Origin of the sequence: Ralstonia pickettii (assembly GCF_016466415.2) — a bacterium.
GTDB lineage: Bacteria > Pseudomonadota > Gammaproteobacteria > Burkholderiales > Burkholderiaceae > Ralstonia > Ralstonia pickettii.
Genome location: NZ_CP066772.2, coordinates 1193680 through 1215628, shown reverse-complemented (window position 1 = coordinate 1215628; position 21949 = coordinate 1193680). Strand labels below are relative to the sequence as shown.

Genomic DNA, 21949 nt, shown 5'->3' with positions numbered 1-21949 from the left:
GGGCGAGCCCGGAAACGGTGCATATCCAGTTAGCTACAACTTGGGATGGCATGGGGGCTTGCACCTGACGGCGCCGCCGCGAGGCAATAGTGGCGTGGAACTCGTTCGCGCAATCGCCGATGGCACTGTCGTCTATCGCCGCGGATCCGCTGAGCCGCCCGCCCCGCCAGAGGAAAACGCACCTCTCAACTATCGCGGTAGGACTAGTGACGGGGTAGTTGTCATCAGACACGAAACGGAAATCGGGGTGGCCACTACGGGAAACGCGCCTACACGAGTTGTCTTTTTTTCCATCTATATGCACCTGCATACGGTACGTAGTACGGTACAGCAGGGCCGTCGAATCTATCGTAAGGACGAACTTGGGCAAGCGGGCTATATCGGTGGACGCCCGAATCAGATTCACTTTGAGATCGTCTGCGACGATACCAATCTGCGACAGCTCATCGGCCGTGTTAGCGGGGACGTTCCATTAGCCGGAGATGGCCGTAGCGACGCTATATTCGGCGAACTTTATTTTCATCTCGCTGCTGACACACAGGTTTTTCCGCAACACCCGCCATTGAATCAACCTTCACCCCCAGGAGGAACGCCACTCGGGGAAGAGGTCTTTGTTGGTGTGCGGTATGCAGAAGGAGATGGCGCGCAAGGAGCGCGTGGGCACGCATATGTAACCACTTATCGATTGACGGGGCTCCCTTTAGGCGATGCGGTCACAGAAGCTGAAGCCGAGTACAACCGTAAGCGTGACGCGACTCAAATCTGTGATGCGTATCCAGCGAATGCTCGTCCAAGTCCCAGTGCTGTGTACGAATTGCTGCGTTTCGGTCGAGTAATAGGTCCTGACGCATTGAGCCCTACAGACGTTCCACACTGGAGGAAAATTCGAACGCCGACCGGCACCGGATGGGTAAACCTTAATGCCCAAGGTGTGCGCAAGTTTAGCGATGCGGACTTCCCTCACTGGAGGGGGTGGCGCCTTGTCGAGGACGCACAAGGCGGTGACAGTCTATGTAGCGATCCGGCAATTCTTCGCGAGTTGGATGGGGACCATGACGACACCATTACAGCAGAGGAAGCACACACGAGGTTAGATAGCCCCGAAGTAAAAGCTTTGCTCAAGAAGCTGATTTGCAAGTTTCCGACGGAGTGGGAGGCTGCCACGATTGAGGCAAGGTGGGGCTGGTTGAAGCAAGCCAGCCCAACCAATCCCGAACCGATGACGGAAGAACAATTTCAGGCGCTGCGCGCTCATATCGAGGCTCTCGCTTTTTGGCAGCAAGCGAATTTGCAAGTGCCGCAATATGACGCGCAGGGACAACCGTCTGGAGGGCAACCACTGCCGAATGCGCATTGGCGATTCGATCCGCGTGAATTCGTTCGAATATTTAGAAGGTGCGGGTGGTTGAATGCCGATGAGATGGCAAGATGTTTTCCACGCAGATTGCTTCATCTGACTGGAACACAGTTCGTCCCTCACTCAACCACATGGAATGTTGCTCATGCGCGTTCTATTGCGTGGGTTTTGCCGTTCAATCAGGCGACGAGAAAATATGGTTTGTCGATATCACGGCAGCGTTTATTGCATTTCTTCGCGCATGTAATACCGGAGACGGGGAATCTGCATTTTGTTAAAGAAATTAATGGTGAGTCAAAAACGTATACTCCTTATTATGGGCGCGGCCTAATTCAGTTGACGCATCTCGAAAATTATTTGCCGTATGGAAGATTCCGAAAATTTCCGGCAACTGTAACGACAGGCCAGTTTTCCGGACTAGGCTGGGATCCCGATGTCTTTATTGCGCGCAACAACGAGGGTGATCACAATGCCTACAATTGCGCTGACAGTGCTTGTTTCTACGTTGCGACTCGAGCGGGAATGCTTAGTCATATGGATGCTGGTGTTGGCCAAGACAATGCCGTCGTTGTAAGTAAAGATGTGAATGGTAATGTAAGTATTGAGAACCTAAATGGTCTCGATGCGAGGTTGCAGGCCGTGCTGTACCTGCGTAATGCGCTCCTTGATGATGTCTTTCCAGACCAAATGCTTCCCTTAACCTTCGAATGGAGGCGGAACACACAAAAGGAGCCCGTGTTTGATGCTCAAGGGAACCCGGTAATGGTTGGCAATCCTCCTCATCAGAAGAAGAAATTTTACCCAACGCAACACACTATTTCAGTATCATTGGAATTGCAGAGACCATAGAGCTTTCCCGTGAAAAAATTTATTTTTGCTTTTATCCTTGTGACACCCATGGTGGCACACGCAGATATATCCAGCGAGATCATGTGTTTTGAGTCTGGTGGGATAGAATCGGTAAATTTCGAAATCAAAACTTACTACGACGCATCGGCTAAATTTTCGTTTGGATTTGTTCGGTATCGGAACTCAAAGAAAACAATCCCCATCGTTCTTAATAGGTCGATAAGTGAAACTCTTGACAAGAATATGCCGGATCAGACTACGAATACGTGGACCGAGGTATATGATGGAAAAGTGACTGGCGAATATGAAATGATTTCCCAGGGGACTGGCGTGTCGTCCATGGTTTATACGAGAAAACAGGGGAATAAGAAGATTGCATTTTTTCTCAATGCTGATGCTATAACTTTGAGCGGTTGCCAGTGGTAGATTTTTATGTTCGAAAATTAGAAAAATTAAGAGAGAGCTTGTCATCGTGAAATGCAACAATGGCTCGCGCCGAATTTGCCTCGCGATGCTGGCCCTGCAAACGGTAGCGATTCAGAAAGGGTTTGCGAATGAGCTGGTTTGCAGCAGTGCTGTCGGATCAGTACCTGCGAGGTTTGGCTAGACTTGAGATCGACGGTCAGACTCTGGTGATCGGTGCCAACGATGAGCGCGTTTTTGAAGCGCCATGCGATCGACGTTCAAGCCTTGTGGGCAGCGCGCTGCTAGACATTCAAGTGCCCCTTGCAGTGCGCTGGCAGACGCTGGATGACCCGGCACGCTGGCACGAGGCAAGCGTGAGCGTTCCGGCCTTTCAGGGGCCGATATCGCGGGACATGCAAGCATCTCTCCGTAACGTTCCGTTGTATTTTTGGATGGCGGCGTCGTTGCGGCGGAGCAGTTCGAGACACAGAGTCTTGTCGGGGGATGTCAGAGAACGGTCTCCACGGGTGTCCCTGCAGGCATAGGCGCTGACCGGATTTATGACAACACCAACCTGAACAACATTGACGCGCTTTCCAGATGACTGGGCGACGTCGTTGTGAATTCACCCCTAAAACAACCTCACTCTCTCAAATGAACCTGCAATACAAACTCGCCGTAGCCCTCCTCACCACCGCCTGGATGACCGCAGGCATCTGCGCCCAGCACACCTCCACCGTGCCGGCATCAGGCAATGCCCCGCAAAGCGGAATCAACAAGGTCGTGCACGCAAAGAAACACGGCAAGCGTGCGAAGAACGCCCGTGCGCGCAAGGGTGCTCCGGTGGCGAGCGATGGCGATGCAGAAGTGCTCGCCCAGGTGCTGGGTTCCGATAGCAAGAATCCGCTGTGGGGGAAGCCGCAGCAGTAACTAAGCGGTTGGCTGCAGCGGAGGCGCACTCAAGGCACCTTTAGCCCCCCGTCCGCTGCTTCTGCAATATCGCCAACTGCGTCGTCAGGTAAGTGCTCGTATTCGTCATGCTGGCCACCATCTTCGATAGCGCATTGAACTGTGTGTAATACAGCGCCTGCTTGGCATCGAGCTGTTTCTGCATCAGATCGATTTCCTTGCCGAGCGAGGTGATGGAGTTGTTGATGGCGTCGCTGGCGTTCTGCACCATGCCGTTGTTCGACAGCAAGTTGCCTGACACGGTGTGCAGCAGCGCCGCGTAGCCACGCTGCACGGTGACGGTGCCGCGGTCGCCCAATGCACCGCCCGTCACTTGCACCGTCAGGCCATCCACGGCCGAGCCGCTGGCACCGTACAGGTTCTGGCCCGAACCCGTGGTGGCAGCGCCGTTGATGGTGCCTTGCACATCGCGACCGGCCGTGGCCGTTGGGCTGCCGCCCAGCAGCGACGCGGCGCCATTCCCTGACACCGACACCGTCGATACCGAGCCGTATTGCTTGTCGGTCAGCGTCAGCACGCCATTGGCATCGGTGCCGATGGCGACTTCCACCTTGGCTCGCTGCAAGTCGGGCGACGCGTTGACCTGGCTTTGAATCTGCGCGGCCAGGCTCGACGCGGTGTAGCTGCCGGCCGGCACCTTGATGTTGGTCGTGATGCCGCTGAGCGTGACCGACAGGCTGTCGTTCACGCCGCTCTGGATGGTCGTGTTAGCGGCCGCCGAGCCCTTGAGCGAGCCCTGCGTCGCCAGTTGAGTGACGTTGACGGCATAACTGCCGGCTTGCGTTGTCGTTGAAAACGACGCGACCTTCAGCAGCGAATCCGTTGCCGTGCCGGTGCCGGCAAACAGGGCCGCCACCTGGCTGGGCGATTTCTTCAGGGCCGCGGACAGCTTGGGGTCGTCAATCGACAGCGTCCCTTCCTTGTCCATCGTTACGCCGATGCTGCCGAGCGACTGGAACGCGCCGTTGCCGATGCCCTGGCCCAGCACGTCGGTCAGCTGGTTGACCATCGCCTTGGTGCTGACGTCGCCGGCCAGCGCGCCGTTGTTGGCGGCGTTCGCGGTATCGAATTTGGTCAACGCGTTGAGCTGGATGCGCAGCGCGTTGTACGCCTTGACGAAGTTCAGCACCGACTGGCTTGCCTGGCCCGCGTCGCTGCCCACCGTCACGTTCGTGCTGCCGGTCTTGGCGAGCGTGAACGACGTGCCGTCCACCACATCCGTCAGTGTGTTGGTGGCGCTTTGCACGCTGATGCCGTTGACAGTGACAAGCGCGTTGCGGCCTGTGGCGACCTCCGTCATGTTCTGCGTGCCGGCGGGGTCGTGGCTCAGCAGGGATTGCAGTGCCGAGTCTCCCGAGACGGCAATCTTCATTTCCGAATTGGCGCCGCCTGCGGTGGACGTCAGCACCAGCCGGTAGGGCGAATCGCTGCCGTCGTTGACGATGCTGGCCGAGACACCCACGTTGGCGTTGTTGATCGCATCGCGAATGCCGGCGAGCGTGTTGTTCGACGGGTCGATGGTGATCGAGCCGCCGGCTTGGTTCCCGTTCTGCGTGAAGGTGGCGCCGGTGTATTTGCCGTTTGCAAAGCTGCCGCCCGAGACGCTGCCGAATGAAAAGGTGAGCGTGGTCGGCGTGCCGCCGCCGATGGGCGTCTTGCTCGACGTCTGCCCGGCGGCCGACAGTACCTGCGCCTGCGCAAGCTGCATCACGTTGACTTGATACGTGCCGGCCGGCGCCGTGTTGGACAGCGAGGCCGTGAGGATCGAGGTGTCGTGCCCGCTGGCCTTGTTGCCGGTGAATGTGTCCGGGTTGTTCAGGGCCGCCATCGCGGTCTGGAAGGTCGACAGCGCGCTTTTGAGCGAGCCGACTGCCGACAGTTGCGTCTGAAAGGCCTTTTGCTGCGTCTGCCGCAGCGTCATGCCCTTGCTTTCCGCCTGGATCAGCTTCGTGACAAGGGTGTTGACGTCGATGTTCGTCCCGATACCCGGAATGGAGATTGGCGGAACGTAGTTGTTGCTCGTGGACGAGGTGGCCATGGTCGGACGCGCGCAAACGCTTTCTTCACAATCTCCACAATGTGACGGCTGCGCGGCGTCCTTCTTTAGGGCAAACCCAGCTCCGACAGGCTTTCTGTCCGGGTTTGCTCAGGAAAGCGAAAGGATTGCTGGCGCCACATGAAGCTGCGCACCACGCCGACGGTCTCCACCGGTGCGGAGACCGCCGCGCGCCACGCTAGACCGTCTCGCCTTCCTTGCTCGGATCGACCTGCTTGCCGCGCGCCAGCACCGGCACCAACGCTGCGCCGGTATGGCTGGCCGCCACGCGCGTCAACGCCTCCGGCCCGCAAGCCGCGACGATCGTGCCCCCTTCGTCGCCGCCTTCGGGGCCGAGATCGAGGATCCAGTCCGCCTCGGCAATCACGTCGAGGTCGTGCTCGATCACGATCACGCTGTGGCCGCCGTCCGCCAGGCGATGCAGCACGCGAATGAGCTTGGCCACGTCGGCCATGTGCAGACCCACGGTCGGTTCGTCCAGCACGTACAGCGTATGCGGCGCCTTCTGGCCCCGGCGCGTCACGTCATCGCGCACCTTGGACAGTTCGGTGACGAGCTTGATGCGCTGCGCCTCGCCGCCGGACAGCGTGGGCGAGGGCTGGCCGAGCGTCAGGTAGCCGAGGCCGACGTCCTTCATCAACTGCAGCGGGTGGGCGATGCTGTTCATCGCGCCGAAAAACTCGACCGCTTCGTCGATCTCCATGGTCAGCACATCGCCGATGTTCTTGCCGCGCCAGGTGACGGCCAGCGTTTCTGCATTGAAGCGCTGACCGTGGCAGACGTCACAGCCGACCTTCACGTCCGGCAGGAAGCTCATGGCGATGGTGCGCACGCCCTGGCCTTCGCAGGCGGGGCAGCGGCCGTCGCCGGTGTTGAACGAGAAGCGCGAGGCCGTGTAGCCGCGTGCCCGTGCTTCGAGCGTGTCGGCAAAGAGCTTGCGGATGGTGTCCCATACGCCGATGTACGTGGCGGGGCAGGAGCGGGGTGTCTTGCCGATCGGCGTCTGGTCGACTTCCAGCACGCGGTCGATGGTTTCCCAGCCGGTGACGCTGTCGCAGCCGTGCCAGTCGTGTTTGACGTCGAGCTTGCGCGGCATCTTCGCCTCAGGCGTCTCAGCCTGCGCGGCCTTGCGTGCACGGCGGGTTGCCGGCGAAGACAGCACCGAACGGCCGACCGCATCGAGCAGATTCGTCATCAACACATCGCGCGCCAGCGTCGATTTGCCCGAGCCGGAAACGCCCGTAATCGCCACCAGACGCGACAGCGGCATCGTTGCGGTCACGTTGCGCAGGTTGTGCAGCTTGGCACCGTGCACCGTCAGCCATTGCTCCGGCACGGCTTGCTTGCCGGCACGCGGCGCAACCACCTGGCGGCGCGGCTGCAGCGGGTGCTCGATCGGCTGCGACAGGAACCGGCCCGTGAGCGAGTCAGGCTGGGCTGCCAGGTCTGCCACGCCGCCTTGCGCGACGAGCGTGCCGCCGCGCTTGCCGGCGCCCGGGCCGATGTCGATGATGTGGTCGGCTCGGCGGATCGTGTCTTCATCGTGTTCCACCACCACCAGCGTGTTGCCCTTGTCGCCCAGCTTGCGCAGCGCGTCCAGCAGGATCTGGTTGTCGCGTGGATGCAGGCCGATGGTCGGCTCGTCCAGCACGTAGCACACGCCTTGCAGGTTGCTGCCGAGCTGCGCGGCCAGGCGGATGCGCTGCGCTTCGCCGCCCGACAGGCTCGGCGCCGCGCGATCCAGGCTCAGGTAGCCCAGGCCGACCTCTTCCAGGAACGACAGGCGGCTGTGAATCTCGGCCACCACATCGCGGGCGATGTCGGCATCCCGGCCGGTCAGATCCAGGCCCTCGACCCAGCGGCGGGTCTGGCTGACCGTCCACTGCGCAATGTCGACGATGGGCTTGTCGGCAAAGGTGACGGCGCGTGCCGTCGGGTTCAGGCGCGTGCCGTGGCAGTCCGGGCAGGGCAGGTCGGTCATGCCTTCAGGATCGACTTCCTCTGAAGGAAGCGTCTGCTCGCGGCCGCGATCGTCGCCGCCGAGCACGGTGTCGTCAAACGCGGCACGCTGTTCGCGCGTGAGCGCCAACCCGGTGCCGACGCAGCTCGGGCACCAGCCGTGCTTGCTGTTGTACGAGAACATGCGCGGATCCAGCTCGGGGTAGCTGGTGCCGCAGGTTGAGCACGCGCGCTTGGTCGAAAACACTTTCACGTTGCCGACGTGCGCCGTGCCGCCGTTGTGCATGGCGTGCTGCAGGCCATCCAGCGGCGCGAGCACGTGCATGATGCCCTTGCCATATTCCAGCGCCTGCTCCAGCAACGCACGCAGCGCGGCTTCGTTTTCCGGCGAGACAACGATGTCGCCCACAGGCAGTTCCAGCGTGTGCTCGCGGAAGCGGTCCAGGCGCGGCCACGGGTCGACGCTCAGGAATTCGCCGTCGACGCGCAGATGCGTATAGCCGCGCGCCTTGGCCCATTTGGCCAGGTCGGTATAGACGCCCTTGCGGTTCACGACCAACGGCGCGAGCAGGCCGATGTGCTGGCCGCGATGGTCGCGCATGAGCTGGGCAAAGATCGCCTCCGGGCTTTGCGCCGACACCGGCGTGCCGTCGTGGATGCAGTGCTGCACGCCCAGCTTCACATACAGCAGCCGCAGGAAGTGCCACACCTCGGACGTGGTCGCCACCGTGCTCTTACGGCCGCCGCGCGACAGGCGCTGCTCAATGGCCACCGTGGGCGGAATGCCATACACGGCATCGACTTCCGGCCGCCCCGCCGGTTGCACGATGGAGCGTGCATAGGCATTGAGCGATTCAAGATAGCGGCGTTGCCCCTCGTGGAACAGGATGTCGAACGCCAGCGTCGACTTGCCCGAACCCGATACGCCCGTCACGACGTTGAATTTGCCGTGCGGAATGTCGACGTTCAGGCCCTTCAAGTTGTGCTCGTGCGCGTGGACGATGCGCACGACGTTTTCACCCTGGACTTCCGCCAGCGCAGCGCGCTTGGCGCGGCGCTCGGCCAGTGCCGTCTGCAGCGGCACGCCTTCGATGGCTTCCGGCTTGCCGACGCTGGCTTCGTATTGCTTGAGCGCGGCGCCGGTGTGCGATGCAGCGCAGTCTTTGACCTGCGCAGGCGTGCCGGCGCAGACCAGCAGGCCGCCGGCGTCGCCGCCTTCAGGGCCGAGGTCAATGATCCAATCCGCCGCACGTACCACGTCGAGGTTGTGTTCGATCACGATCAGCGAATGCCCGGCGTCGAGTAGCTTGCCGAACGCCCGCATCAGCTTGGCGATGTCGTCAAAGTGCAGGCCCGTGGTGGGCTCGTCGAACATGAACAGGCGGCCGGCGTTGGCGGGCACATCCTGCTTGACGCGCTTGCGCGCCGCGGCCTGGGCAGCCTGTGCGGCTTCGGCAAGGAAACCGGCCAGCTTCAGGCGTTGCGCCTCGCCGCCGGAAAGCGTCGGCACCGGCTGGCCAAGCTTCACGTATTCCAGGCCCACGTCGACGATCGGTTGCAGCACGCGCAGCACGTCGGCGTCCTCGGCGAACACGCTGGCGGCTTCGCTCACCGTCAGCTCCAGCACATCGGCCACCGACAGCGAGCGCCCGGCACGCGGGATCTTCACTTCCAAGATCTCGGCCCGATAGCGCGTGCCGTCACAGTCCGGGCAGCGCAGGTAGATGTCGGACAGGAACTGCATCTCGACGTGCTCGAAGCCCGAGCCGCCGCAGGTCGGGCAACGGCCGTCGCCCGAGTTGAAGCTGAACGTGCCGGCCGTGTAGCCGCGCTGCAGCGCCATCGGCGCCTTGGCGAACAGCTTGCGGATTTCATCGAACGCGCCAACGTAGCTGGCGGGGTTGGAACGCGCGGTCTTGCCGATGGGGGATTGGTCAACGAACACTACGTCGCTGATCTGATCGGCACCGCGCAAGGCGCGGAATGCGCCGGGCGATTCCGTTGCCTTGCCGAAGTGGCGCGCCAGCGCCGGGTGCAGCACGTCCTGGATCAAGGTCGATTTGCCCGAGCCGGACACGCCGGTCACGCACACCAGGCGCTGCAGCGGGATCTCGACCGTGACATCGCGCAGGTTGTGTTCCGACGCGCCTTCGAGCACCAGCCGCGGCGTGGCGTCGATGACGGGGCGCGCCTGCCAGTCGGTCGCATCGGCCACGCGCCGCTGCCCCGACAGATACGCGCCTGTGAGCGTATCGGCCTGGCGGATCGACGCCGGCGTGCCGTCGAAAACGATGTTGCCGCCGCGCTCGCCCGGGCCGGGGCCCATGTCGATCAGGCGGTCGGCTGCCAGCATCACCGAAGGGTCGTGCTCAACCACCACCAGCGTGTTGCCCGCGTCGCGCAGGCGCTGCATGGCTTCGACAATGCGGTCCAGATCGCGCGGGTGCAGGCCGATGCTGGGTTCATCCAGCACGAACAGCGTGTTGACGAGCGATGTGCCCAGCGCCGTCGTCAGGTTGATCCGCTGCACTTCGCCGCCCGAGAGCGTGCGGCTCTGGCGGTCGAGCGTCAGATAGCCGATGCCGACGTCGCACAGATAGGCCAGGCGCGTGCGCACCTCGTCCAGCAGCAGCTTGAGCGCGTCGTCGAGCAACGTGGACGGCAGTGTCAGTTCATCGAAGAAACGGCGGATGCGCTCGATGGGCAGCAGCATCAGGTCGTGCACGGTCAGGCCGGGCAGGGCTTCCAGCTGGGCGCGGCTCCAGGCCACGCCGCGCGGCATGAAACGGTGTTCGGGCGCGAGCACGGCGTCGGCGTTTTCCTTGGTGCCAAGGCGCCATTGCATCGATTCGGTTTTCAGGCGGGCGCCGCCGCAGGTTTCGCAGGTCGTGTAGCTGCGGTACTTGGAGAGCAGCACGCGGATGTGCATCTTGTACGCCTTCGACTCCAGGTAGTCGAAGAAGCGGCGCACGCCGTACCACTGCTTGTTCCAGCCGCCACGCTTGAAGGCCGGGTCTCCATTGATGACCCAGTTGCGCTGGGCTTCGGTCATCTCTGCCCACGGCGTGCCGCGCGGGATGTCGGCTGCGGCGGCATAGCGCATCAGATCGTCCTGGCATTCCTTCCAGGCCGGCGTCTGCATCGGCTTGATGGCACCGTCGCGCAGCGTCTTGCGCTCGTCCGGAATCACCAGCCCAAGATCGACGCCGATGACGCGACCGAAACCGCGGCAGGCGTCGCACGCGCCGTAGGCGGAATTGAACGAGAAGAGCGCCGGCTGCGGGTCTGCATAGCGCAGGTCGCTTTCGGGGCAGTGCAGGCCGGTGGAAAAGCGCCAGATCGCGGGCTCCGCGCCCTCATCGGCCGGCAAGACGTACACGCTGACGCGTCCGCCGCCGCGCTTGAGTGACGACTCGATGGCCTCCAGCGCGCGGGCACGCTCGGTGCCCTGCAGGCGGAAGCGGTCGGCCACCACATCAAGCAGCTTGCGCTTGCCCGTGGAGGACTCCACCACGCGCTCGGCCTGCACGCGCGTATAGCCGCTGACCGACAGCCATTGCGTGACTTCTTCGGGGCTCGTATTGGCGGGCAGCTCGACGGGAAAGGTCACCACCAGGCGTGGATCGCCTTCGCGCGTGCGCGAGAGCAGCTCGTCGTAGATCGTTTCCGGCGTGTCGTGGCGCACCGGCAGGGCGGTGTCGCGGTCGAACAGCTGGGCGGCGCGCGCAAACAGCAGCTTCAGGTGATCGTTCAGTTCCGTCATCGTGCCGACCGTCGAGCGTGAGCTGCGCACCGGGTTGGTCTGGTCGATGGCGATAGCGGGCGGCACGCCTTCGACGTGCTCGACCTGCGGCCGGTCCATGCGGTCCAGAAACTGGCGCGCGTAGGCACTGAAGGTCTCGACGTAGCGGCGCTGGCCTTCGGCGTAGAGCGTGTCGAAAACGAGGCTGGACTTGCCGGACCCCGACGGCCCGGTCACGACGGTCATTTCACCCGTGCGCAGGTCCAGATCGAGGTTTTTGAGATTGTGCTGACGGGCTCCGCGCAGGCGAATGACACCGGAGGACATGGAGGGCGTTCCTTGGAGCTTGGAGGTAAGGGGGCATGCCGGCGGGGCTAAAGCATCGGCCGCTGCGCCGGCAATCAGAATTCGAGCCGTAAACTGTAGCGGATTATCAAGATCCGGTTTGTCTACGGAACAAGTTGTGGGCGGGAGCCTAACGCAGGGCTCCTGACAGCGTTTTGTCAGGAGGTTTCAGCGGAGGGGCAGAAAAGCACGGGGTGATGCCTGTATCACCCCGGCTGGGGCGCATCAGCCGGCTTCGCGCCCGTAAGACGCTTGATTGGCCGGCAGGTCAAAGCCCGTGGGGCCGGGCTTGCGCGGCACAAAACGGTGGTGCTCGACCACGCCGCCCTTGACGATGACGACGGTCTCTTCGGGAATCTCCGCCCACGCGCCCGGCAAGTCGACAAGCGGTTCGGACAGCACAAGGAAGGCGTCGTCGCCCGCGTCTTCAATGGCGGCGCTGTCAGGATAGAGCTGGTGCAGATGCTTGAACGACGTGCTGTGGAACAGCGAGCGCGATTCGCCCTCGCTGGAGTAGCGCGCAGCCACGATCTGAACGCCGTCCGTCGCGCAGACCGTCATGTTCAGCGGGTATTCGACGCCGTGGCGGCGGCCGATGTCTTCGATCAGCCCGACCATCTGTTCGAGCGCGCCGCGCGGGTCGCGGTCGAGCCCGAACGACAGCGCCAGGAAAAACATGATCTCGGAGTCGGTCGAACCTTCGATCCAGCGGAACAGTTCGGGCGCCACTTCCATCATCAGCGCGCGGCGGAGCAACGGGTATTCGCGGATCAACCCGTTGTGCGCAAAAAGCCACCGGCCGTAGCGGAACGGATGGCAATTGGTCTCTTGCGCCGGGGTGTCGGTGGCCGCGCGCACGTGCGCGATGAACATCGACGAGCGGATGGCGCGGGCGGCTTCACGCAGGTTGGTGTCGTTCCACGCGGGGTGCAGGCAGCGGTATCGGAAGGGCACCTCAGAGTAGCGGCCGTACCAGCCGATGCCGAAACCGTCACCGTTGGTGGTTGTCTCGCCGCCAAGGCGGGAGCGCAGACTCTGGTCGATCAACGAGTGCCGCGGCCGGAACAGCACTGTCTCCATCTGAATGGGATTGCCTGAATACGCCAGCCAGCGACACATGATGCGTTTGCCTATAAGGGATTCCTTGAAAGGTGAGTCTATGCAATGCGTTTGTGAATGCACAAGCAAATCCCGACCCTCATCCGGCCATGGTTCGGGCGGCTTCGCGGCCTTGAGGGTCACGTCTGTCACCTGTTTTTGGGCTGGCTTCACGCACGATAGACAGCTCGCGAATCCGCACGGGCTCGGCGCAGCGGGCCCCTGCACGGGCTGTGCGGACTTGTCGGGCGAGCGTCCAGCGCGTGTCTCGGAAGTGCTCGGTTCGGGCCCGGGCCCGCAGGTTCAGCACGGCAATACTGTCGTCAAAACGCATCACCATGGCCAGCGGTGCGGGGTCGGTCAGCGGTTTGAGGGCCTCACCCAGCCGGCGGATCGGATTGCGCGTGTCGTTGTGCACAGAATGGCAGCCGAGTGCCCCCGAACACACACGCGAGGGCAGCGCTCAATGGGTGTTCTTTATTCCTCGACCTCACTACGCACCATCAATACCGGCTTGTTGGTCTTGCGGACCACGCCTTCGGCCACGCTGCCGAGCACCAGATGCTTGAGCCCACGCCGGCCATGTGTGCCGAGCACGATCAGGTCGGTTGCGGTCTCGTTGGCTTCTGCGACGATCGTTGCGGAGATCTGCCCGGGCGCAATGGAGTTCTCGAGCAGCTTGGTCGAATGTTTGACGCCTGCGGCATCCAGCTTCTTCGATACCTCGGCAAGCGTGTCACGGCCGTAGCCGGCGACCTGCTTGGCGTAAGCAATCGAGTCAGATCCAACCATGTCGAAGGTGATATCGCTGCTATCGGCAACGAAGAGGGCTTCGACTTCCGCGCCCGTCGCCTTGCTGACCACAATGGCTTGGTGCAGCGCGAGGTAGGACGCGTGGCTGCCGTCGACGGCGAGCAGGATTCGTTGGTACATGGTGGTCTCCAAGGCGTTGCGCAGTCGGGCACCGCGTGTAACCAGCGTAGACAGCGTGGCGCGTGGACTGTTGATGCGCGTCAAAGGTCTTTCGACGGCACCTGCAGGACGGCAGCGCCCGCCACGCGTCCGGCGCGGAGGTCTTCCAAGGCGGTATTGGCGTCTTGCAGCGGATAGGGCGTGACGTGCACCCGCAACGGGACTTCTGCAGCGATGCGCATGAGCGCGAGTCCATCGGCCCTCGTCAGGTTTGCGACGGAAACAAGCTTGCGCTCTTCCCATAGCAACCGGTACGGAAATGCCGGGATGTCGCTCATGTGAATGCCGCCGCAAACCACCGAGCCGCCCTTGACCACGGCCTGCAGCGCCTGCGGCACGAGCGCGCCGATGGGCGCGAAGATCAACGCGGCGTCGAGCGGTTCCGGTGCGGAGGCATCGCTGGCGCCTGCCCAACTGGCACCGGTGTCCAGCGCAAGTTGTTGAGCCGCAGTGTCATCGGTGCGGGTGAAGGCGAAGACCTCGCGCTGCTCCGCCACGGCGATCTGCGTGATGAGGTGGGCCGCTGCGCCAAAGCCGTAGATGCCGATCCTGCGTGCATCGCCGGCCATGCGCAGCGTGCGGTAGCCGATCAGCCCCGCACAGAGCAGCGGCGCGGCGTGGGCGTCGTCGTACCGCGCGGGAATCGGCAGGCAGTACCGCGCGTCGCAAACGGCGTATTGAGCATAGCCGCCATCGCGCGTGTAGCCGGTGAAGGCAGGGTGGTCACACAGATTTTCGCGCCCGTGCAGGCAGTACGGGCAGACGCCGCATGTCCAGCCGAGCCACGGTACGCCAACGCGCTCGCCCGGGGTGGGCGCCGTCACGCCTTTGCCGCATGACTCGACGATGCCTACGATTTCGTGGCCGGGAATCAGGGAGGGTTTCGGTGTGGTCAGTTCACCGTCTACGATATGGAGGTCCGTACGGCAGACGCCACACGCGGACACCGCGATCCGGACCTCACCGGGCCCAGGCGTGGGCATAGGCACATCACGCCAGACCAATGGCTTTCCGGCACCTTCCATCACCATGGCCCGCATCGATTCAGGCATCGCTGTCTCCGAGGTTGGCGTGTCTGATCAGTATGGAACAGTGCTGTGGAACGACCGCCCGGCAGTCGACCAACGACTGCGCCAGATCAATCGGAAAGCGTTGCCGCGCGCAATACTGAACAGGTCAACGCAACAGCCATTCGACTCCACTGAATGTCTTCATTGCTGTCTTTCTCGGTTGCCCTGGGTGTGGGGCTGGCGATCGGCCTTGAGCGCGAGCGGAGTCATGCCGACAGCGCAGAGCTGCCAGCGGGCATGCGAACGTTTGCGATCGGGGCGCTGGCGGGTGCCATCGCGGCAAGCCTGCCGATACCGTTTGCCGTGCCCACGGTGCTGCTGACGGTCGCGGTGTTGGCGGCGGTCGGTTATCACCATTCGGCCAATGTCGATCCTGGCGTGACGACGGAATTCGCACTGGTCGCGACCACGCTGTTAGGCGCCTATGCCGTGAGCGAGCCCGAAATGACGGCTGGCCTCGGCACGGTCCTACTTGTCCTGCTCTATGCCAAAGCGGGTTTGCATCGGTTTGCCCGCACGGTCATCACCCAGCGTGAACTCGCCGATCTGCTGATCCTTGCCGTGGCGGCATTGCTGATCTGGCCCGCGGTTCCAGACCGGAACTTGGGGCCGCTGAACGCCTGGAACCCGCACACGTTGTGGCTGGTTGTGCTGCTTGTCATGCTGACAGGCAACACGGGCCATTTTGCTGCGCGATGGTTTGGAGAGCGGATCGGCTTGCCGCTGGCCGGCTTGTTCAGCGGGTTTGCATCGAGCGTGGCCACGATCACGGCCGTGGCAGCACGCGTGCGGCGGGACCATCGCCCCGTTGATGGTGCGGTTGCCGCGGCGCTGCTGTCCAATGTCGCCACGCTGGTGCAGATGCTGCTGCTGATCGCTGCCATCAACATCGACTTGTTGCGCGTGCTGGCGGCTCCGCTGGCGGTGGGCATGATCGCGACCGTGGCATGGTCGGCGCTCTGGATATGGCGCGCCAACGAGCCGCTCCAGGAGGCGCCGGAGAGTTCGGTGTCATCCATCAACTGGCGCGTCGCAATCGGCTTTGCGTTGTGGACGGCTGCCTTGCTGCTTGCCGCAGCTGCCGCGCGCACATGGTTCGGGACAGCGGCGGTGGTGGCTGTCACCGTGTTTGGGGCGTTTGCCGATGTCCATGCCGCGACCGCTTCCATCGCAACGCAGGTTGCCAGCCACACGTTGCAGACGCCGACGGCCGGCGCACTGGTGATGCTTGCGCTGACAGCCAACACGTTCTCGAAGATTGTCGTGGCCATCAGCGGAGGCCGTGCTTTTGCCGGTAAGGTCACCGCTGGTCTGCTGACCATGCTTCTGTCCAGCTGGGCGGTGTTCGCGCTTGTCGCCTGGTCAATGCCGCCCAATGCCCAGCACCCAATAGAGCGGGCACATGCGGATCAGGCCGGTCACCAGAGGGATCAGCCCCAGCCAGCCAACCCATGCTGGCACCTTGCCAAAAAATGCCAGCAGGATCATCGCGATGCCGATCAGGATGCGGACGGCGCGGTCCGCGGTTCCAACATTGTTAAACATGACAGCGCTCCTGAAGAACGGTGGGTGAACACTTAGAGAATCAAATCGGACGGCGCGTGCTGGCGGGACTGGCCAGCGTTGTCGCGACCGAGAATGCCGGCCAGCAAGGTCCATTCGCCACCCATTGCGCGGATGGTGTCGTCCAGGCTGAGCATGCCCACCAGCCGTTGCTGACGATCGACCACCGCCAGACGGTGCAGGCCGTGGCTCAGCATCGAGCGCAAGGCTTCGCTGATCACGGCGTCATCGTGGATGGTCAGAAGGCCGCGCGTCATGACTTCCGATACGGCGGTCTGGCTGCAGTCGCTGCGGCTGGCAAGGCCGTGCACCACCATATCCCGGTCTGTCACGATGCCCACCACTCGAGAACCCCCAGCGGCGTGTTCCGTGACAAGCAGCGCCCGGGCGCTTTCGTCCCGCATCAACCGGGCGGCTTGCTGCAGCGTCGCCGTCGCCTGGACGTGAACGATGCGGTGGGAACAAATTTCATCGACCCTCATGCTGAACTCCGATGCGCGTACGTTTTCACTATAAGAACGGGCCGGTGTCAAAGGTTGATCCCGCACAAGGTGCCATGCGCTTTCCATGACTGCACCCCGGGGGCAGCGGATTGCGGACGAGTCTATCGAGCGTTGCGCGCTGGCTCTTGAGGCAGATCAATTGGCATTGCGTGAGGCTGCAGCGAGCCAAACGCTGATGTAAATCAAGGGGTGATCCGCTTGGTGGTCCAACATGGAATTCAGCAACCCCGATTGGGGATGACGACGGATTCGATGGAGGCACATCATGTACGACAGGATTCTGGTAGCGGTGGATGGCAGCCCGACGGCAGAGCGGGCGCTGGACGAGGCAATCCAGCTTGCACAAAAGCTCGGCTCGGAGTTGGTCATCGCCCACGTGATCGATAACTCGTACCTGATGTACGACGTTGGCTATATCGATGTCGGCGCCTTTACCGAGGCCTTGGTCAAACAAGGCAATCAAATCGTTGCCGACGCGCGTGCCAAGGCCGAAAAGGCAGGTGTGCACGTCCATAGCGTCGTGGTTGACGACCCGATCGGCACTTTCGATATCGGCACTGCCATTGAACAGGCGGCACACAACGTCGGCGCCCAAGCGCTGGTGCTGGGCACGCACGGGCGTCGCGGCTTCCAACGGTTGTTCCTCGGCAGCGTCGCCGAGAGCGTTGTGCGCCGGAGCACACTGCCGGTGCTGCTCGTCCGCGCGGAGCCGACGGAAACGTCGCACGCGCCTACCGAACCGCTGAGCAACGCCGTCATTGCCTAGTCCGGTAGCGCATCTTCTGACACGACTTCGGGATCTGACCATGAGCTATGCCAGTGTGATGGTGCATCTGGACCGCAGCGAACGCGCCATGCACCGCCTTGACCTTGCGGCCCAGTATGCCCAGGCGCACGGCGCCAAACTCGTCGGCATCTATGCGAGCTTTGCGCCAAGCCTCAGCTGGTTCTACATGATGGAGAACGCTGCGCACTATCTGGAGGAAGACCGCATCCGGCGCGACAGCATCCGGGATGCGGTGCACGCGCGCTTTCGCCTGGCGACGGAGAAGCTTGCGGTGGAAACGGAGTGGCGAGCAGTGGAAGGCGACCCCGTGGCTCTCGTACTTCGTGAAGCGCGTGAGACCGATCTTCTCGTCGTCGGGCAACGGAACCACGATGAACCGGATGAATTCATTGCCGGCGACTTTGTGGAGACCCTGATCCTGGAGTCGGGCCGCCCCGTGCTGGTTGTGCCGTATGCGGGCAACTTCACCGCATTGCCGCAGCGCGTGCTGGTGGCCTGGAGCGGCGGACGCGAATCGGCCCGTGCGCTGCACGATGCCATGCCGATGATGACGGGCACCAATGTGCACGTGCTGCAGATCACAAGCACGCAGCCAAAGCACTGGGCCGAGGAAACCACGGTGGGTCAGGTGGCGCGTGCGCTGAATGCGCGCGGTATTCATACAACGGTGGAAGAGACCGATTGCGCAGATTCCGATGCCGCCGTGGGTGAGTTGCTGCTCTCGCGAGCGGCCGACTTCAATGCCGATCTGATCGTGATGGGGGCCTACGGGCACAGCCGCCTGCGCGAACTCGTACTGGGCGGGGTGACGCGCACCCTGCTGAACACGATGACCGTGCCGGTGCTGATGTCGCACTGAGCCTCGACCTCAATTGAACCTGAGGAGATCACGATGAAGAACGATATCCAGCTCAAGCACGATGTCGAGGAAGAATTGCAATGGGACCCGGCGGTGGATGCCAGTCGCTTTGCCGTGCAGGCCAAGGATGGCGTCGTCACGCTCTCCGGCGGCGTCGACACGTTCGCCGACAAGCATGCCGCGGAAGAAGCGATCCGGCGTGTTGCCGGCGTGACCGCGCTTGTCATCCATGTGGATGTGCGGATGCCGCCGGATATGGAGCGCCCGGATGGCGAGATTGCGCAGGCGATCAGCAGCGCGTTGCATTGGAATGCATCGGTGCCGCCGGATGCTGTCCAGATCACTGTCGAGGGCGGCGCCGTGACGCTGCGCGGTGAAGTCGACCAGGACTTCCAGCGCCGTGCGGCGCTGGACACGGTGCGCAGAGTGCGCGGCGTGAAATCCGTGGCCAATGCGCTGACATTGCGCGCCGCCTCGGGCCCCGCGGACCTGAGCGATCGCATTGCAAAGGCACTGCAACGCCTGGCTGCAGTTGACGCGTCGCGCCTGAATGTTTCCGTGGCGGACGGGACGGTGACCTTGTACGGTCCGCTGCGCAACCTCAACGAGTGCCGTGCCGCCCGTGAGGCCGCATGGGATGCACCAGGCGTGCGCGCCGTCGTCGACCAGATGTGGGTTGGTTCCTAGAGGCAATCCGCCATTTCCACTGCTTTCGAAATCCCTGGAGTACGAGATGGAAAAGAAGCTGATCGTGTACTACTCGCGCACCGGAACGGCACGTCAGGTGGCCGAGCAGATGGCTGCGCAGAGCGGATGGCAGCTTGCCGAGGTGACGGACGAGCATCCGCGCGCCGGCTTCCTGGGAGATGCGCGCTGCGTCCTCGAAACGGTATTCCATGCGCGCGCCAAGTATCGCTATGAAGGTCCGCCGCTTGATGATGTCGAACACGTCATCGTGATCGCGCCCATCTGGATGGGCCACCTGGCTTCGCCCATGCGGGACTTCCTGGCTGACCAATTGCCGGGGTCCACGCACCTGTCCGTGATTTGCGTCATGGCGGCCCGCGGGGCATTCCGTGCTGTTGAAGAAATCATGCGCATCACGGCCACCATTCCGGCGCCGGTGCTGGCGCTGTTCCAGCGCGACGTGCTCAGCGGGTTGTCGCAGGAAGAGATCGCGGGTTTTATCGAACAGGTGAAGACTGCAGGCCGGTGGGAGCAATCAAGGCAACGTCCGGCCTGGCTGTCGCCAACGGAAGCCTGAGGCCGAACCTACCGCTCGGACGTTGAATCCATTGAAGGAGACGGGGCATGAGCCGCTTTACCGAGGCGCAATGGAAACGGCTGAGGAGCTTGCTCGACGAACAGGAAGCACGCGTGCGGCGCCAGTTGTCGGCGCTGGGCGCATCCACTGCGCCGGTGCCGCGTGAAGCGCCGTTTGAAAACGCGGATCTTGCCGATGAAGAGGCAGGGGACCAAACGAACGACGTGATGCTTGCCCGTTACCGAAGCGAGCTTGAGCAACTGAACGCTGCACGCGAGCGGATGCAGCAGCACAGCTACGGTATCTGCGTCGATTGTGGCGAAGCGATTCCGTTTTTACGCCTGCAAGCCCAGCCGACGGCCATGCGCTGTCTGCCTTGCCAAACAGCGTGTGAGCGCCACTGGGCATAGCAAGGCGACTCTATCCAGCAGGAGCAAAGTATGAAAAGCGATCTGGGTATCAAGCAGGACGTCAACGACGAACTGCTTTGGGAGCCTGCGGTGGATGCCGCAGCGATTGGTGTGGAGGTGGACAACGGCGTGGTGACACTGACCGGCCACGTTCGCAGCTACATGGAAAAGCTTGCTGCCGAGCATGCAGCCGAGCGTGTTGCAGGCGTGCGTGGTGTCGTGCAGAAAATCGAAGTCCGCTTGCCGGGAGCGCACACGGACGCAGACGTTGCCCAAGCAGCCCGCGCCGCGCTTGAATGGCAGGTTACCCTGCCGTCCAACCGCATCGAGGTGCTGGTCGAAAACGGCTGGGTGACGCTCTCGGGTGAGGTGGACTGGCCCTACCAGAGCGAGCAGGCTGCGCACGCGGTGGGATCGTTGCGCGGTGTGGCGGGCCTGATCAATCGGCTGCAGATCAAAGCGCGCGTGGCGCCAGCCAATGTTGCCGAGCAGATCGGTGCGGCGCTCAAGCGGCATGCCGCGCGTGAAGCCGAGCACATCCGCGTCTCTGTCGATGGGGGGACGGTCACGCTCAGCGGTCACGTCGGTTCCGCCTCTGAGCGGCGCGCGGCCAAGGGGGCGGCATGGTCTGCACCTGGCGTGACGCAAGTCATCGACCATCTCCAGATCGCGCCGTAGTGTGGACGGACATCATTCGGGGAAATCAAGCGGGGAAGCATGAACGCCGCCCCAATCCGAAAAGGGGGGGGCGGCGTTTCTTTTTGATGCGGCGGCCCAAGCGCTCAAAGCTCCGTCAGTGCCGCCTTGTCGGTCAGTTCGATGTTCTTGCCGCTGACGACGATCCAGCCTTCGCGCTGGAACCTCGACAGCGCACGGCTGACGGTCTCGAGCTGCATGCCAAGGTAGCTGCCGATTTCTTCCCGGGTCATGCGCAGCGTGAAGCTGGAAGGGGAATATCCCCGGTCCTGCATGCGCGTGGAAAGGTTCAGCAGGAAGGTGGCGACACGCGCTTCCGCACTCAGCCCGGCGAGCAGCAGCATCAGCCCCGACTCGCGCACGATCTCTTCGGCCATCAATTGGTGAAGGCGATGTTGCAGTGGGCGGATGTCCTGGCACAGGTCCTCAATGCAATGGAAGGGCATGGAGCACACGGTGCTGTCCTCCAGCGCGATCGCGTCGCATGTGTGCCGATCGGCGGCAATGCCGTCGAGGCCGAGCGTTTCGCCCGCCAATTGGAATCCGGTGACGTGATTTGCGCCGTTGGGGTGCGATACCACGGTTTTGAACGAACCGGACCGGATGGCATACAGCGCGTGGAACACGTCGCCCGCCCGAAAAAGGGCTTCGCCTTTGGCGATCTTGCGCCAGGTGTGCACCATCCGATCCAGTTGTTCGTGTTGTGACGATGGCACAGCGCCCGCGATGCAGGCCCAGTGCATCATGCAGTTGGTGCATTGACTGCTGGGGATCAGGGGGGTTGTCTGGCGGATCTGCGTTGCGTCGCGGACGAGCCTGAGCTGGGGAAGTTGGCGGGTTTCGACGGGTGAAGGGGACTCAATCGTGCGCGGAATCATGGGGGCGGCTCCGGAAGGCGTCTGTGGTCTTTGAACCACACATCCTCGGTGAGGTGGTGGGTATCCGGTCACTGCGCTCCATCAAGGCCCGGTGTCCGTACGGTCAGTATCGGAGGCGCGGCGTTTGCGCGAAATCAGGCAGCGCTGAGATGGTCGTCGGGATGTGC

Annotated in this window: 17 protein-coding genes and 1 pseudogene; 9 read left to right on the top strand and 9 right to left on the bottom strand. The window is 62.7% G+C overall.

What is annotated here, in order from left to right; translation table 11 throughout:
• Window positions 1–298: 298 nt before the first annotated feature.
• Both RP6297_RS21705 and RP6297_RS21700 read left to right on the top strand, forming a co-directional pair.
• Entirely contained in the window at window positions 299–2206 is a 1908-nt protein-coding gene (locus RP6297_RS21705) for a lysozyme family protein (protein WP_223293299.1), read from the top strand.
• A gap of 1059 nt (window positions 2207–3265) precedes the next feature.
• Window positions 3266–3541, top strand: coding sequence for a hypothetical protein (locus RP6297_RS21700; RefSeq protein ID WP_009241794.1), 276 nt, complete (start codon window positions 3266–3268; stop codon window positions 3539–3541).
• Between the two features lie 40 nt (window positions 3542–3581).
• Here RP6297_RS21700 and fliD read toward each other — a convergent pair whose 3' ends face one another.
• The 6 genes from fliD to RP6297_RS21670 all read right to left on the bottom strand — a co-directional run bounded on the left by fliD (window position 3582) and on the right by RP6297_RS21670 (window position 14804).
• Entirely contained in the window at window positions 3582–5618 is a 2037-nt protein-coding gene (gene fliD, locus RP6297_RS21695) for a flagellar filament capping protein FliD (protein WP_009241793.1), read from the bottom strand.
• Window positions 5619–5814: 196 nt separating this feature from the next.
• The gene (uvrA, locus tag RP6297_RS21690) at window positions 5815–11664 is read right to left on the bottom strand and encodes an excinuclease ABC subunit UvrA (RefSeq protein WP_009241792.1); all 5850 of its coding nucleotides are present in this window, start codon (window positions 11662–11664) and stop codon (window positions 5815–5817) included.
• Window positions 11665–11907: 243 nt separating this feature from the next.
• Window positions 11908–12801 (bottom strand): class II glutamine amidotransferase, encoded by an 894-nt coding sequence (locus tag RP6297_RS21685; protein WP_009241791.1) that lies wholly within the window; start codon window positions 12799–12801, stop codon window positions 11908–11910.
• Between the two features lie 79 nt (window positions 12802–12880).
• The gene (locus RP6297_RS21680) at window positions 12881–13198 is read right to left on the bottom strand and encodes a hypothetical protein (RefSeq protein WP_139181129.1); all 318 of its coding nucleotides are present in this window, start codon (window positions 13196–13198) and stop codon (window positions 12881–12883) included.
• A 59-nt stretch (window positions 13199–13257) separates the two neighbouring features.
• Window positions 13258–13713, bottom strand: a complete 456-nt coding sequence (locus RP6297_RS21675) for a universal stress protein (protein ID WP_004633994.1) — start codon at window positions 13711–13713, stop codon at window positions 13258–13260.
• Window positions 13714–13793: 80 nt separating this feature from the next.
• Window positions 13794–14804 carry a zinc-dependent alcohol dehydrogenase family protein gene (locus tag RP6297_RS21670; RefSeq protein WP_009241790.1) on the bottom strand — a complete coding sequence of 337 codons (1011 nt, stop codon included), beginning with the start codon at window positions 14802–14804 and terminating at the stop codon, window positions 13794–13796.
• 153 nt (window positions 14805–14957) lie between these two features.
• Between RP6297_RS21670 and RP6297_RS21665 the strand changes: the two are divergent.
• Window positions 14958–16085, top strand: a pseudogene (locus RP6297_RS21665) (MgtC/SapB family protein); the annotation flags it as partial.
• 99 nt (window positions 16086–16184) lie between these two features.
• On the opposite strand, the gene RP6297_RS21660 reads toward RP6297_RS21665, so the two are convergent.
• Both RP6297_RS21660 and RP6297_RS21655 read right to left on the bottom strand, forming a co-directional pair.
• Window positions 16185–16310, bottom strand: a complete 126-nt coding sequence (locus RP6297_RS21660; RefSeq protein WP_370452732.1) for a YgaP-like transmembrane domain — start codon at window positions 16308–16310, stop codon at window positions 16185–16187.
• Window positions 16311–16399: 89 nt separating this feature from the next.
• Complete coding sequence (locus RP6297_RS21655; RefSeq protein ID WP_004634000.1) at window positions 16400–16867, bottom strand: CBS domain-containing protein; 468 nt, start codon at window positions 16865–16867, stop codon at window positions 16400–16402.
• Between the two features lie 286 nt (window positions 16868–17153).
• Here RP6297_RS21655 and RP6297_RS21650 point away from each other — a divergent pair, with 286 nt between their 5' ends.
• Genes RP6297_RS21650 through RP6297_RS21625 form a run of 6 tightly spaced genes read left to right on the top strand, consistent with a single transcriptional unit; the run spans window position 17154 to window position 20886 of the window.
• Window positions 17154–17654, top strand: a complete 501-nt coding sequence (locus RP6297_RS21650; protein ID WP_009241788.1) for a universal stress protein — start codon at window positions 17154–17156, stop codon at window positions 17652–17654.
• Window positions 17655–17694: 40 nt separating this feature from the next.
• Complete coding sequence (locus RP6297_RS21645) at window positions 17695–18534, top strand: universal stress protein (protein ID WP_004634004.1); 840 nt, start codon at window positions 17695–17697, stop codon at window positions 18532–18534.
• Window positions 18535–18567: 33 nt separating this feature from the next.
• On the top strand, window positions 18568–19221 hold the full coding sequence (locus tag RP6297_RS21640) for a BON domain-containing protein (RefSeq protein ID WP_009241787.1): 654 nt from the start codon (window positions 18568–18570) through the stop codon (window positions 19219–19221).
• 46 nt (window positions 19222–19267) lie between these two features.
• Window positions 19268–19798, top strand: coding sequence for a flavodoxin family protein (locus RP6297_RS21635; RefSeq protein ID WP_004634007.1), 531 nt, complete (start codon window positions 19268–19270; stop codon window positions 19796–19798).
• 47 nt (window positions 19799–19845) lie between these two features.
• Window positions 19846–20208, top strand: coding sequence for a TraR/DksA family transcriptional regulator (locus RP6297_RS21630; RefSeq protein WP_009241786.1), 363 nt, complete (start codon window positions 19846–19848; stop codon window positions 20206–20208).
• A gap of 30 nt (window positions 20209–20238) precedes the next feature.
• Window positions 20239–20886, top strand: coding sequence for a BON domain-containing protein (locus RP6297_RS21625; protein ID WP_009241785.1), 648 nt, complete (start codon window positions 20239–20241; stop codon window positions 20884–20886).
• Between the two features lie 104 nt (window positions 20887–20990).
• Here RP6297_RS21625 and RP6297_RS21620 read toward each other — a convergent pair whose 3' ends face one another.
• Window positions 20991–21782 carry a helix-turn-helix domain-containing protein gene (locus RP6297_RS21620; RefSeq protein ID WP_009241784.1) on the bottom strand — a complete coding sequence of 264 codons (792 nt, stop codon included), beginning with the start codon at window positions 21780–21782 and terminating at the stop codon, window positions 20991–20993.
• Window positions 21783–21949: the final 167 nt, after the last annotated feature.